10 protein-coding genes are annotated in these 13867 nt (G+C 61.5%); 2 read left to right on the forward strand and 8 right to left on the reverse strand.

Annotated features, from left to right (window positions below):
* Positions 1 to 145: 145 nt before the first annotated feature.
* From FHX14_RS16730 to FHX14_RS16745, 4 genes are all read right to left on the reverse strand, one after another.
* Positions 146 to 2473 (reverse strand): LPS-assembly protein LptD, encoded by a 2328-nt coding sequence (locus FHX14_RS16730; protein ID WP_184377836.1) that lies wholly within the window; start codon positions 2471 to 2473, stop codon positions 146 to 148.
* Positions 2473 to 3561 (reverse strand): LPS export ABC transporter permease LptG, encoded by a 1089-nt coding sequence (gene lptG, locus FHX14_RS16735; protein ID WP_003587499.1) that lies wholly within the window; start codon positions 3559 to 3561, stop codon positions 2473 to 2475. Before lptG ends, FHX14_RS16730 begins: the two co-directional genes overlap by 1 nt.
* A complete protein-coding gene (gene lptF, locus FHX14_RS16740; protein ID WP_097627275.1) occupies positions 3558 to 4739 on the reverse strand; it encodes an LPS export ABC transporter permease LptF in 1182 nt (393 codons plus the stop codon). Before lptF ends, lptG begins: the two co-directional genes overlap by 4 nt.
* Positions 4740 to 4839: 100 nt before the next feature.
* Positions 4840 to 5613, reverse strand: a complete 774-nt coding sequence (locus FHX14_RS16745; protein ID WP_184377837.1) for a phosphatase PAP2 family protein — start codon at positions 5611 to 5613, stop codon at positions 4840 to 4842.
* A gap of 144 nt (positions 5614 to 5757) precedes the next feature.
* Here FHX14_RS16745 and FHX14_RS16750 point away from each other — a divergent pair, with 144 nt between their 5' ends.
* The gene (locus FHX14_RS16750; RefSeq protein WP_184377838.1) at positions 5758 to 7248 is read left to right on the forward strand and encodes a leucyl aminopeptidase; all 1491 of its coding nucleotides are present in this window, start codon (positions 5758 to 5760) and stop codon (positions 7246 to 7248) included.
* Positions 7248 to 7697: a DNA polymerase III subunit chi gene (locus tag FHX14_RS16755; protein WP_054181794.1), complete on the forward strand. Its 450-nt coding sequence runs from the start codon at positions 7248 to 7250 to the stop codon at positions 7695 to 7697. The genes FHX14_RS16750 and FHX14_RS16755 overlap by 1 nt, the downstream gene beginning before the upstream one ends.
* A gap of 123 nt (positions 7698 to 7820) precedes the next feature.
* On the opposite strand, the gene FHX14_RS16760 is transcribed toward FHX14_RS16755, so the two are convergent.
* The 4 genes from FHX14_RS16760 to FHX14_RS16775 all read right to left on the reverse strand — a co-directional run bounded on the left by FHX14_RS16760 (position 7821) and on the right by FHX14_RS16775 (position 13825).
* Positions 7821 to 8747, reverse strand: coding sequence for a Gfo/Idh/MocA family oxidoreductase (locus tag FHX14_RS16760; protein ID WP_184377839.1), 927 nt, complete (start codon positions 8745 to 8747; stop codon positions 7821 to 7823).
* A gap of 114 nt (positions 8748 to 8861) precedes the next feature.
* The gene (locus FHX14_RS16765; protein ID WP_184377840.1) at positions 8862 to 10904 is read right to left on the reverse strand and encodes a prolyl oligopeptidase family serine peptidase; all 2043 of its coding nucleotides are present in this window, start codon (positions 10902 to 10904) and stop codon (positions 8862 to 8864) included.
* Positions 10905 to 10970: 66 nt separating this feature from the next.
* A complete protein-coding gene (locus tag FHX14_RS16770; RefSeq protein ID WP_184377841.1) occupies positions 10971 to 11813 on the reverse strand; it encodes a polysaccharide deacetylase family protein in 843 nt (280 codons plus the stop codon).
* A gap of 128 nt (positions 11814 to 11941) precedes the next feature.
* Complete coding sequence (locus tag FHX14_RS16775; protein WP_184377842.1) at positions 11942 to 13825, reverse strand: ABC-F family ATP-binding cassette domain-containing protein; 1884 nt, start codon at positions 13823 to 13825, stop codon at positions 11942 to 11944.
* Positions 13826 to 13867 lie beyond the last annotated feature (42 nt).

Below are 13867 nucleotides of genomic sequence, written 5' to 3' on the forward strand. Positions count from 1 at the left end.
CCGCGAAACGTTGTTCGCGGCGTTTTTTACCACAGTGCGAGACACGCGGCGAAACCCCTATGCCTCAGATATCGACTGGCGGCAATGTCCTGCACAGGCATGCGGCGAAAGAATGGCTTCAGGCCATGTTTGCGCCGGCCGCCCGTCACTCAAGGGTGTTTGAACCGATCTTGATGTCACCGAGCGTCCGGAAGGTCAGCCTTGCGCCGATCGTCCAGTCGCTGGCCGACTCGTCGTCGGAGTCCCGGGTATCGGTATAGGCGATCGTGAAGATCGTGCATTCGTCCTCATAGGAGAGACCGAGCGTCCGGCGGCTGAGCACATCATTGTTCAGATCCCAGGCGATGCCGCCGAAGATCGCCCAATAATCCTTGAATTTGACTTTGCTGCTGGTCTGGATTTCGTCGTTGTCCTCGGCAAAGCCATAGGCCGGCTGGGCGCTGAGATGGGTGTAGGTCACCTGCGTCTGGAAGGTATCGTTCTGGTAGGCTGTCGTCAGGTCGCCGCGGCGGAACTCGAAATCCTTCTCGTCGAGGCGATAGGAGGCCGCGACGGAAACGCCGTATGGTGTTTCGACGCCGCCAAGGCCGACATAATCGGAACGGTCGGTTTCCAGGCCCGAATCCGCACCGACATTGACGAGATCATCGGTGGCAAAGGAGTTCTGGCCGGCAATCTGATAGGATTGGCCGAAGATGCCGTGCAGTTTGTAGCCGCTGTCGAACGTCCCGGTATACTGGATGCCGACATTGGCGCGGGTGCCGCCCTCGACGCGGTCGTAGCCGGAGAACTTATCGCGATCGAACAGCGAGGTGGCGTCGAAGACGAAGCTCTGCGCATCCTCGTTCGGCAGCCGGCCGGCGAGTTGCTCGTCGGGGCGGGCATAGATCTGCGCGATCGGTTCGAGAATATGGGTGCTGTTCTCGGTCGTCATCAGGATCGGATAACGCAGCTCCAGCCCGGCGGTGAACATCGAGCGGGTGGCGGAATTGTCGTCGAGATAGTTGCCGGTGTAACCCGTGGGGTTGTCCATGTTGAGCGCGAAGGCGTCGCCTCGGGCGGCCAGAAGCGGCGTGATCACCAGGCCGGTCGGCGTGACGTAGGTGCGCTTCCACTGCAGTTCGGCCGTCAGGCGAGAGGTCTGTCCCTTCAGGCCGCGGAAGCGGTCGAAGCCGTCGACGGTATAGAAGTCGTCATGGGTGCGCGAAATATTCGTCAGGTTGACATCAGCCGACAATTCGCCGCCGGCCAGCGGCTGCGGCGCCACATAGTGGTAGTCGAGCGCCGGATAGACGATCGCCTGCTGCTTTTCGGCCGTGTTCTTCCGATCGGCATCCTGGACGTCGAAATAGAACGCCCGCATGTCGAAATAATTCCGTTTCCCAAGTCCGGTCAGGTAGATCTGGTTGGTGCGATCCGTGCCGGTGAAGTCCTTCAGCTTGTAGGTCTTCGAGAAATTGTTGTCGCTCTGCACCATGACGTCCCAGCCGAACGTCCAGCGCGGATTGATACGGAATTCGGCCTTCGAGGCGACCATGCCACGCCGACTGGCTTCGGCATCGCTGGTGCCGGAGCTGAAATTGTCCGGCTTTGCCTGGTCTATGCCGGCGACGCGCAGGATATGCGTGCCGTTTTCGAAGCGCTGGCGGAATTCGCCTTCGACGAGGAAGCCCTGGGCGGTGTAGCCGGTCGTGGTGACCGTCGCGTCCATGCTCGGCGAGATCACGTAATAATAAGGAATGGAAAGACCGAAGCCGAGATTCTGCGACAGGCTCATCGTCGGGAAGAGAAAGCCCGACTTGCGCTTCACCGTATTGTCGGGGACCTCGATGAACGGCACGAAGGCGATGGGGTAACCGAGCAGCTCAAAGCGCGCCCGCTCCAGACGGATCGTGTGGGTCACGCCGTTTTGAATCACCCGCTTCGCCTTGACCTGCCAGAAAGGCGCGCGCTTCGGATCTTCGGCGCAGGGAAGGCAGGCGGTGTAGACGCCCTTGTTGAGAATCATCATCGTGCCGCCGACACGCTGGCCGCTTTCGGCGACGATACGCGTATTGTCGGAGGTTTCGATGCGCAGCGAGTTCAGGAACCCGTCGGCGAAATTGTCGGTCACGTCAAGGTTGTCCGCATAGATGCGGTTGCCGTCCGGGCTGACCAGCTCGACATTGCCGAGCGCCATCATCCGGCCGGTCTTCTGGTTGTACTCGACCTTCTGCGCGACCATTTTATAGCCGGCATAATTGATCTGCACGCCGCCGACCGCCGACACCAGATCGGCGTCACGGTTGTAGACGAGTTCATTGGCCGAAAGCAGAAGCTTGGCCCCTTCCGGAATATTCTTTCCGATATCTTGAGCGGACGTATTGGCCTGGCCGTAGGAGACCGGGACACTGCCGAAATAGGAACATAGAGTCGCGCCGACGAGCAGGGCAACCAACTGATTACTAAAATACTTGCGGTCGCCTGCCGCCACTAGCCGTCCTCCTGATGAAGCAGAATAGTCGCACCCAAGGCCAGCGCGACGATCACCGGTATCCACGTCGCCACGAAGGGGGGCACAACTCCACTGCTTCCGAATGCCTTTACAAGCACGGTGATGACATAAAGCATGAAGCCCGAGAGGATGCCACCCAGAATCACGGAGCGGGATTGGTTGAACCGGCTAAATTTTAGGGACACTGTTGCAGCAATGAAAGTCATGGCCACCAGCAGCAACGGCTGGGACAACAGGGAGTTGAATTGCGTCTCCAGCGCCTTGGTCGAGATGCCGAAGGATTTGGCCGCGGCAATACGGTTGGAAAGGTCAAAGAAACCAATTGTTTCCGGCGCTGTCAGCCGCTCCTGGACGAAGTCCTGTTTCAGATTGGTGCGAAGTTGAACCGAAGCTTTACGCACGGGGATTTCGCCAGGCTTGCGCTCGACAACGTTGTTAAGTTGCCAGTAACCATCTTCCAATTTTGCCGTCGCGGCGTCCTGTCTCAGAATGACCTGACCGCTTGAATCGAAATGGATCAGCACGGCGTCGATCAGCTTGGTTCCGTTCTCCTGAACCGTATGGGCGCCGATGATGACATCGTCCCGGCCGCTGATCTGGCGCAGCCACGGAATCTGCGGCGCCTTGCGCAGAACCGCGTTCTCGCCGCGCCAGTCGGATTCGACGAGCAGCGCCTGGCGCTGTCCCCAGGCGGCAAGCGGGTTGAGCGCCGTCATCGTCAGCAGGCCCAGTATCAACGAGCCGGCGATGAAGGGGAACATGAACTGCCAGACCGAAATGCCGGCTGCGCGCGTGACGACGAGCTCATATTTGCGGTTGAGCCCGATCAGCACCGTCATGCCGACGAACAGCGCGATGAAAGGCACCGTCTGCTGCAGGATCAGCGGCAGGCGCACGGCGGTCATCAGGATGCCGCCGCCGATCGTGTAGCCGGGCAGGCCGGACATGCGGCCCGCCGTCTCGCTGAAATCGAGCAGGAAGGAAATCGCCGAGACGCCGATCAGGAACCAGCCCATCGTCACCAGGTAGCGGCGAAAGAAATAGCGCGACAATGTCCCGAACATCATTGGGCGGCGTCTCCGCCGGCCCTGCCGGTCGCGGCAAGCAGCCTTTCCTGCGTCCGTCTCCAGAAAGACGACATCCGGTCGCGAATGAACGACGGTACGGCCAGTCGTTTGTGCAGGCCGAGGAAGACGATCGAGATGATGCTGCTGACGATCGGTATGGCATAGAGAACGACGATATATTCAGGATCGGTGTCGATCTGATTGGCCGCGTAGAATGCCGCCCATCTGAGCGCGAAGGCATAGGCGAGCGCGCTCACCATCGGATGCAGCCGCGCTTCGCGGTGCGAGCGCGCATCGCCGGCGATCGCCAGCGAAAACAGCGCAAAGACGACAGGCAGGATCCAGTCCGTCAGCCGGCGATGCAGTTCGGCGCGGTAGCTCTGCGGCCGGATCGTATAGTCCTTGTCGGCCGGATCCGGATTGAGCAGGAACCACAGGTCGCGGTCGCTGGCGCGCAACGTCGCCTGGCCGCGATTCTCCGTCATGTCCGAGAGGTCGAAGGAATAGGAATCGAAATTGATCACCGAGACGTTGCCGTCGGGCGTTTTGCGGTGAACCTCACCCTCATGCATGATCAGCGTCGTGCCGGTATCGTCGACGGCGCCTTCCTTCGCATAATAGATCAGCTCATAGGCCGGGTCGCGTTCGTCGGCGACGAAAAGGCCCTTCAGCATGCGGCCGGCCATCCGCTTCGAGATCTGCACATAAAGGCCTTCATCAAGCTTGCGGAAGGTCTTTTCTTCGATCACCGAAGACAAGAGGTCGGCATAGGTCTCGGCGATCATCTGGCGCACGACGGTTTTGGCGCGCGGCTCGACGACGTTGTCGACGAAGAAGGAGAAGACGCTGACGACGGCGGCAAGCAGCAGGATCGGGCGGATCAGCACGCTGCGCCGCGCCCCGGCCGCGTCGATGACGGTAAGCTCGGAATCGTTGTTCATCGTCGTCAGCGTCTGGGTGATCGCGATAACGAGGGCGAAGGGCAGGACAACGGGAATGATCGACGGCAGAATCATCGTCGCGAGCTTGGCGAACGAGCCGATCGATTGGCCGCTGTCGGTCACCAGGTTGATGCGCTGCAAAACCTGAGTCGTCCAAATGATCGCCAGAACGGGCAGGAGCGCCACGAGAAACATCTGGCCGACGCGCCGTAATATGTATGTCTCGAGTAGTTTCATGCCTGCCCTTGAAAGCACCTGCACGCCCAAACGGCTTTGCAGGAGAAACCCTCTACGCTCTTTGTCGCGGTTTTGCGACAAGCTGGTGTCAAAAATTCATTCAATTTTCAGAATTTTTTTGATGCTGTTGCGACTCGGTTAACGCCAGCAACGCGGCGAAGACGACAAGCGACGAAAGCCATCCGAGAACGACGTCGGACAGGTAGTGCGCCCCGAAGGATAGCCGCATCGCAGGCGTCAGGATCGAGACCGCCGCCAGCGGTGCTGCCACTGCATAACGCAGGGATTTCGGAACGAAGAGCAGAAGGCAGAAAAGCCAGCCGGCGCTGGCTGCCTCGCCAGAGATGAAAGAGCAGTTCGAAACGCATTTTCCGGCAAGCGAACCCGCCTCGACGAAATGCAGCGCGCCGCCGAAAATGTCCGTCTGTATCGGCCGCGGCCGGCCCCAATGTTCCTTCAGGATGACATTGACGAGCAGCACCGGTCCGATCAGCAGCGTTCCGAGCGCGACTTTCAGCTTGCGTGCCCGTTCGGCGTTGAAGGTTGCGCCATGCTGCTGGTGGCATTCGATGAGCTTCCACACCATCACGATCGCCACGACATAGGGCAGGCGGAAGAAGACGGTGCGTAAAAGGTCGAAGTTCCCCGAGTCGCGATAGGGAAAGCCGCCGCAGACGCTGCCGGCCGCGGCAGCCGCGTCGCAATCTGCGCGCAAGAAAAAAAGCTGGGAAAAATAGATGTCTATCCCGGGGAAGGCGCGGAAGACGATCAGCAGCGCCCACCACGTCCAGAACAGCAGCATGAAGGCGCCGAAGGTCGTTTGTGGCAGGCGGATTATCGGACCCTGCGGGCGATTTTTGGAAAAAACTGTCAACGCGAATAACTACGAAACTGACGAAAACATGAGGGCCGTGATGGCCGCGGGCGACCATAACAATTGTCGCAAGCCATTGACAGACCCGCCAAACGCGAAATTATCCGCGGCGGACGGATTTCAAAGAATCCCAGCGGAGAAGACATGTCAGCAAAGTTCGAAATCTCATTCTCAAAATCGGCAAAGCTCACTGGCGGCCTGGCGATCCTGTTGAAGACCACGGACGCCGAAAGCGCTGCGGGCGCCGAAACAGTCGATCCGGCAGGTGTGATCGGCAAGGCCGCCAGGATCGCCCGATTCTCCGCGAAATCCATGAGCGCGCTCGATATCGTCGCCCCGGAAGGCGCATCCGTCGAGCGCATTGTCGTCATCGGGCTCGGCAAGGCCGTCGACCTCACCGCCCATGATTGGCTGAAAGCCGGCGGTACAGCGGCAGCGAGAATCAAGAACACCGACAAGGCCGCCGTTTTCATCGACGTGCCCGGCCTTCAGACGAGCGCGCGGGCCGCCGCCGATTTCGCCCTCGGCATGCTGCTGCGCACCTATAGTTTCGATACCTACAAGACAAAGAAGAACGACGACGAGGAAAAGGCGGGCAAATCCGTCAAGGTGACGATCGTCACCGCCGATCCGGCCGGCGTCAAGAAGGCGTTTTCCGATTCCGAAGCGATCGCTGGCGGCGTCAATCTTGCCCGTGACCTCGTCAACGAGCCGCCGAACGTGCTCGGCCCGGTCGAGTTCGCCGCCAAGGCGAAGGAACTGGAAAAGCTCGGCGTCGAAGTGGAAATCCTGACCGAGAAGGAAATGCGCCGTTTCGGCATGGGCGCCCTTCTCGGCGTCGCCCAGGGCTCCGTGCGTCCGCCGCGCCTGGCGGTGATGCAGTGGAAGGGCGGCAAAGCCAAGGATCGTCCCGTCGCCTTCATCGGCAAGGGTGTCGTCTTCGATACCGGCGGCATTTCGATCAAGCCGGCCGCCGGCATGGAAGACATGAAGGGCGATATGGGCGGCGCCGCAGCCGTCACCGGCCTCATGCATGTGCTCGCCTCGCGCAAGGCCGCCGTCAACGCTGTCGGCGTCATCGGCCTAGTCGAGAACATGCCTGACGGCAACGCCCAGCGTCCCGGCGATATCGTCACCTCGATGTCAGGCCAGACGATCGAGGTGATCAATACCGATGCCGAAGGCCGTCTCGTGCTCTGCGATGCGCTCTGGTATTGCAACGACCGTTTCAAGCCGCAATTCATGATCAATCTCGCCACTCTGACCGGCGCGATCGTCGTGGCGCTCGGCAATGTGCATGCCGGCCTGTTTTCCAATGACGACCAGCTTTCTGCTCAGCTGACGGAAGCCGGCCTTTCCACAAATGAGAAGCTCTGGCGCATGCCTCTCGGCAAGGACTACGATAAGCTGATCGACAGCAAGTTCGCCGACATGAAGAACACCGGCGGCCGGCAGGCCGGCTCGATCACCGCGGCGCATTTCATCAAGCGTTTCGTGCAGGATACGCCCTGGGCGCATCTCGATATCGCCGGCACGGCGATGGGCTCGCCGCAGGACGAGATCAACCAGTCCTGGGGTTCCGGTTTTGGCGTGCGCTTGCTCGACGAGCTCGTTCGCGCCCATTATGAATCCTGATGACGGACGTTCTCTTTTATCATCTGACCGAAACCAGGCTGGAAGACGCGCTTCCGCCGCTGATCGACAAAAGCGTCGAGCGCGGCTGGCGCGTCGCCGTCCAGACGCGCGAGCCGGCGCGGCGCGATGCTCTCGACGCGCATCTCTGGACGTTCCGTGAGGAGAGTTTTCTGCCGCACGGCACCGACGAGGGCGATTTCGCCGAAAACCAGCCGGTGCTTTTGACCGTGACATCAGGCAATGCCAATGCGGCGACCGTGCGTTTCATCATCGACGGCGCCGAGCCGCCGCCGCTCGATGCCTATGAACGCGTCGTCTTCATGTTCGATGGTCACGACCAGGCGCAACTGGAGGCCGCCAGGGCGCAATGGAAGAAGCTGAAAGGCGAGGGGCATAACCTCACCTATTGGCAACAGACGCCGGAAGGGCGGTGGGAGAAGAAGGCCTGAGCGTTTCACCGGAAATCGGCGCCGGTATGGCGCCGATTGTCGGCCTGCGAAAACCTGACCCTTGCGGCGGCTCTTGTTGCTCAGCCTGCAAGTCTGAGAAGGCGTCCAAACGACGCCAATGGCTCAGTCGTGAAACGCGTCCACGAATTTCCGCTTGCCGAGCATGAAGGCGTCGGCGACGTGGCGCAGCGGCGCCAGATCGACATCCGACGTGCCGGCTTTGATGATTTCGGCGAAGCGGCGATAGAGCGAGGGATACTCCTGCTCGGGCTCGGCGAAGGTCAGCGTGCCGTCGATGGAAAGCTTGGCGCCGCCTTCGGCGAGAACCATCTGGCCGGCCGCGGTTTCAGCCACGATGTCCCAGCTCTGCTTGCCGGTCTGGCGCCAGTCGAATTCGGCGCGAACCGGCAGGCCGTCGGCATTGCGGAAGTGAATGTCGGCAGCGATCGGCGCATCGCGGTTTTCAGGAAATTCGAGCACGGCCTCGGTGATGAAGATCGGCCGCGGCAGGATATGGGTGACGATCGACAGCGCGTTGATGCCGGGATCGAAAACTCCGAGGCCGCCGGCCTGCCAGATCCAGTCCTGGTTCGGATGCCAGTGGCGGACATCTTCTTTCCAGATCACATGCACGCTTTTGATCGTCGTCGAAGCCAGAAACGCCTTGGCTGCCTCGACCGCCGGCGCATAGCGCGAATGCCAGCTGGCAAATAGCGATGCGCCCTGTTTTGCGGCAAGCGCCTCGAGATCGGCCACTTCGCTCAGCGTGGCACCCGGCGGCTTTTCCAGGAAGACGTGCTTGCCGGCGACGAACGCCTTATAGGCCGCTTCGTAGCGGTATTGCGGCGGCATGCAGAGCGAGACCGCGTCGACCGACGGCTCGGCGTCGAGCATCGCTTCGATCGTCGTATAGCTGTTGATGCCTTCGACCGTGCCATGGCGGCTTGCCGTGGCGACGAGCTTGAAATCGTCGTTCTTGGCAATGGAAGGGAGGTGCTGGTCGCGGACGATCTTGCCGACGCCGACGATGGCGAGGTTGATAGGAGACATGGTTTCGCTCGAGCCTGTGAAAAGTATGATTTATTGCGCTTCTTTTAGCAGAAAGGAGAGTGCCGACAAGCTCTCCCCTTCATTCTCTTCCATCCTACCGCATGATGGCCCGTCTTACGTCATGATAGTTTGGCGAAGGAAGCTATAACCCATCGCCGCCCGGGCGGCGCGCTCTTCGGAATTGCCGTCGCCGCCATGCCCGCCCGAGCCGAACTCATGGAAGAATGGCCGGTGTCCCGCTTCCTCCAGCCTCGCGGCGAAGCGGCGCGCATGCGAGGGATGCACCCGGTCGTCATTGGCGGAGCTTTCGATATAGATCGGCGGATAGGCGACCTCGGTCGCCGGCCGGACATTGTGGAGGGGCGAATAGCCGAGCATGAAATCCCGATCCGCTGCTACCTCCGGATCGCCGTACTCGTCCATCCAGGCCTGGCCTGCGCTGAACAGGTGGAAGCGTGTCATGTCGAGCACCGGCACCTGGCACCAGACGGCGCCGAAATCGTTCGGATAGCGCGTCAGCATCACGCCGGTCAGCAGGCCGCCATTGCTGCCGCCCTGGCAGGCGATGCGCGACGGCACGGTGTAGCCGCGGGCGACGAGATCGCGGGCGATGGCGACGAAATCGGCAAACGCCCGGTCTCGTCCCTGCCGCTTGGCGCTGCGATACCAATCGGGGCCGAATTCGCCGCCGCCGCGGATATAGGCCTGCACATAGGCGCCGCCCTGTTCCAGCCAGCGTCCCGTCACGCCGGAATAGGTCGGCGAAAGCGAAACATCGAAACCGCCATAGCCGTAAAGCAGCACCGGCAGCGCGCCCTTGGTCCAGTGTTTCGGCAGGACCAGCCGGTAGGCAACCCTGGTTCCATCCTCGGAAACCGCCTCCAGCAGTTCGGATGACATGCCGGCCGCATCGAAATAGCTGGGCGCTGCGGCGATGAAAACCGGCTCGGCCGCCTTGCTGCGATCCGACAGCTCGAGCCGGTAACAGGCCGGCGGCTGCAGAAAGCCCTGGCCGATGATGCCGAGCGTATCGTCACCAAGATGCAGATCCGCATAGAGCGGCCTGAAATGAGCCGTCTGCATGTCGGCAGGCAACGCGATCTCGCGCTGTTCGGCATCGGGCTTGGTCAGATCCAACACCATGAGGCGCGGACGCAGCCGGTCGGAAATGATGAAGACGCACCACTCGCGCATCAGCATCATCTGCGAGATCGACTGGCCCTCGCCAGGCTGAAACAGGATCCGCTCCGGCCCGAGCGGAACTGTCTGCGAGCCGGGATTGAAGCGCTGCAGCACGAGACTGCCGGTGGGAACGCGCTCATCGGTCTTTGCCCGCCAGAGGCAATGATGGTGATTGAACTGAAAGTCGGCTTCCTTAGGCAGATCGATGCGCCGCCGCGTGCCGTCGGCCGCGGTCAGGAAAGCGCTGGCGACGCCGATCTCATGGGCGGCGACGAAAATGTCGATCAAGCCGGCATCCGCCGAACCGCCTGACAGGGCAGGATCGATGACGAGATTGAAGCCGTAGACGTCTTCATTCGCGGCTTCGAACATGACGGGGGCATCCTCCGGCCGCTGCCCGCGCTTCAATCGCCGCCCGACCCGTGGCCATCCGGAGCGGGTCGCCGAAAATCGGTCGATCGAGCCGAAATAGCAGATCTCATCACGGCTCAGCCAATTGGCATGCGATCGTGCGGCCGACGTATCGAAACCGCCCTCGACGATCTCTTTCTTCTCGGCGTCGAATTCGAGCAGCCGGAGAAGATCCGAGCCGCCGTCCGAAAGCGTGAGCAGCACCCGCGTCGGCTCCCACGGGCAGGTGACGACGCCGCGCCAGTTCCAGCGCTTGCCATCACGGATGCAGAAGGCATCGAGATCGAAAACCGGTTCCCAACCGGCGTCCGGCAGCGGCTCCTGGTCGGCAGGCAGACGGAGCCAGACGCCGAGAGGATTGTCCTTGCTCTGCCGAAAATCGAACAACCACGCACCGCGGCGCATCGGCACGATCAACCTGTCCTGCCGCTCGATCAACGCCTTGATCGCGTCGCGATCCCTGGCAAATTCAGCCGTTCTGAACGCCGCATCGGAAATCCGGTTATGATCGTCGATGAACTGGCGAGTGCGCGGATCGTCGTCCGTTTCGAGATGAAGGTTCATAGCTGACCTGCCGGTTCGTTGACGTCGAACAGATCTAGGCAGCGCGTCCGGACTTGGCAACCCGGCCTACCGGGTCGTCACCAAATCGGCAGAAGCGACGAGGTTGCTCGGCGCCTGCGTCTTCTTGAACTTCAGCGTCACCACCTTGTAGCCTTCGGCTTCGAGTTCGGAGAGCAGGGTCGGCAGCATCGTTGCCGTGCGTTTGTGGATGTCATGCATCAGGATGATGCCGCGGCCGCGCTTGTGCAGCAGGTCCATCGTCCGGCGCGTCACGGAGGCCGGCGTGATGGCGAAATAATCCTTGCTGTCGACATCGACATCCATGACCACCAGATCGCGCATGCCGATCGCGGCGCGCAGCCTGTGGCTCTCGGCCAGATAGGGGAAGCGGAAGAAGGAGACGTCGGTTCCCGTCGCCTTGGTCACCGCCAATTCGCCCTTGACCACCTCGGCCATCGCTGCGTCAAAATCAAGCGAAGTCAGGTCGGCGTGGTCGTAGGTGTGGCTGCCGATCGTGTTGCCGTCCTCGGCGACCCTGCGGGCCAGCGCCGGATGCATTTCGGCCATTTCGCCGACCATCATGAAGGCGCCCTTGACGCCGAACCGGTCGAGGATCGCCAAGACCTTGTCGGTCCGGCCCGGGATCGGGCCGTCATCGAAGCTCAGGATCACTTCCTTGTCCTGCAGCTTGAGATCGGCGAGCGACGACACCTGAAGCGTCCGTCCGGCCAGATGGTGCCAGCCGCTCATGCGCGGCGCCGCATCGTCGCCGGCAAAGGCAAGTTTCCGCTCCGCGGGCGCGATCACCGAGGAGGTCTTGATCGAGGTATCCGGGGCCTGTTTGGTGGTGCTGCAGGCAGACAGAGTGGCCGTGAGGGCCATGCAGGACAGAATGAAAAAGCGATACATCGAAAGGGCTCAACAAATCGGTAACGAATGTTGAGACAACCTTTCGAATTATAGTTAACGATTGGTTGATGTTGGCCGGATTTGTGCCGATGCGCGGCACTTCGCCACGCTTTCATTAAAGCCTGTGGCTATCCTGCCATCGCTTCTTCGTATTCGGCGGAAAGCATCAGCCAGTCTTCCTCGGCGGCAGCCAGCTTGGCCGCAGCCTCGCCGCGCTGCTTTGCCTTCTCGGCGGCCTTGGCGGGCGTCTTTTCATAAAGAGCGGGATTTGCAAGTTCCGCGTCAAGCGCCTGAATCTGTTTCTCCAGCTTCGCCGTCAAGGATTCGATTTCGTTGATCTTTTTCTTGAGCGGGGTCAGCGAGGCGCGCCGTTCGGCATTGAGCTTGCGCTGGTCGGCCTTCGACGTCGCATCCTCAGTCAGCTGCGGCTTTTCTTCTTTTTTTTTACCGGATGTGACGATCAGGTCGCGGTATTCGTCCATATCGCCTTCGAAGGTCGTCACCGTGCCGCCATTGACCAGCCACAGCCGGTCGACCGTCGCCTCGATCAGATGACGATCGTGCGAGATCAGGATGACGGCGCCTTCGTAATCGTTCAGCGCCTCGATCAGCGCCCGGCGGCTGTCGATATCGAGGTGGTTTGTGGGTTCGTCGAGGATCAGCAGATTGGGCGCATTGAAGGCGGCAAGCCCCATCAGCAGCCGGGCTTTCTCGCCGCCGGAAAGATCCTTGGCGGCGGTTGCCATCTTCTCGGTCGCAAGCCCCATCTGGGCGACGCGGGCGCGCACCTTGGGCTCCGGCGCGCCGGGCATCAGCCGGCGCACATGCTCGACCGGCGATTGCTCGGGAATGAGGTCGTCGAGCTGATGCTGCGCGAAGAAGCCGATCTTCAGGCTCGGCGCCAGCTTCACTTCGCCGCTTTCCGGCGCAAGCCGGCCGGAGATGAATTTGGCAAAGGTCGACTTGCCGTTGCCGTTCGAGCCGAGCAGGGCGATGCGGTCGTCATTGTCGATGCGCAGGTTGAGGTTCTTCAGGATCGGATTGCCGGGCTCGTAGCCGACGGCGCCGCTCTGGATCGCGACGATCGGCGAGGCCGGCTGCTTTTCCGGCTCGGGGAAAATGATCGGCTGTACGTGGTCCTCGATCACCGCGGCGACCGTTCCCATGCGCTCGAGCGCCTTGACGCGCGATTGCGCCTGCCGGGCCTTGGAAGCCTTGGCCTTGAAGCGGTCGATGAAGCTCTGCAGATGTTTGCGCGCCGCGTCGTTCTTGGCCTTGGCCTTGGTCTGCAGCTCGTCTGCTTCCGCCTTCTGCCGCTCGAACTGGTCGTAGCCGCCGCGATAGAAAGTCAGCTTCTTCTGGTCGAGATGGACGATCGCGTTGACCGCATTGTTCAAGAGGTCGCGATCGTGGCTGATGATGATGACCGTGTGCGGGTAGCGCCGGACATAATCTTCCAGCCACAGCGTGCCTTCGAGGTCGAGATAGTTTGTGGGTTCGTCGAGCAGCAGCAGATCCGGCTCGGAAAACAGCACGGCGGCGAGCGCCACGCGCATACGCCAGCCGCCTGAGAAGGAGGAGGCCGGGCGGGCCTGCGCTGCCTGGTCGAAGCCGAGGCCAGCCAGAATGCTTGCCGCGCGCGCTTCGGCCGAATGCGCGTCGATATCGACGAGACGCATCTGGATTTCGGCGATGCGGTGCGGATCGGTCGCCGTCTCCGCCTCGGCAACGAGGGCGGCGCGTTCCTTGTCGGCAGAAAGCACGATCTCGATCAGGGATTCCTCAGTCGCCGGCGCTTCCTGCGCCACCTGGCCGATGCGCGCCGCCTTCGGGATCGACACCGATCCGGTCTCCGAGCCGAGATCGCCGGTGATGACGCGAAACAGGGTCGACTTGCCGGCGCCGTTGCGCCCGACCAGCCCCGCCTTCGTGCCCGAAGGCAGCGAAATGCTGGCATTGTCGAGAAGCAGGCGCCCGGCAATGCGGGCGGAAATATCGGTGAGCGTGATCATGGCCGGCGTTTTGGCCGAAAGCGCCCGCTAAGGCAAGAGCGC

It is taken from the genome of Rhizobium sp. BK619 (assembly GCF_014195245.1).
Taxonomy (GTDB): Bacteria; Pseudomonadota; Alphaproteobacteria; order Rhizobiales; family Rhizobiaceae; genus Rhizobium; species Rhizobium acidisoli.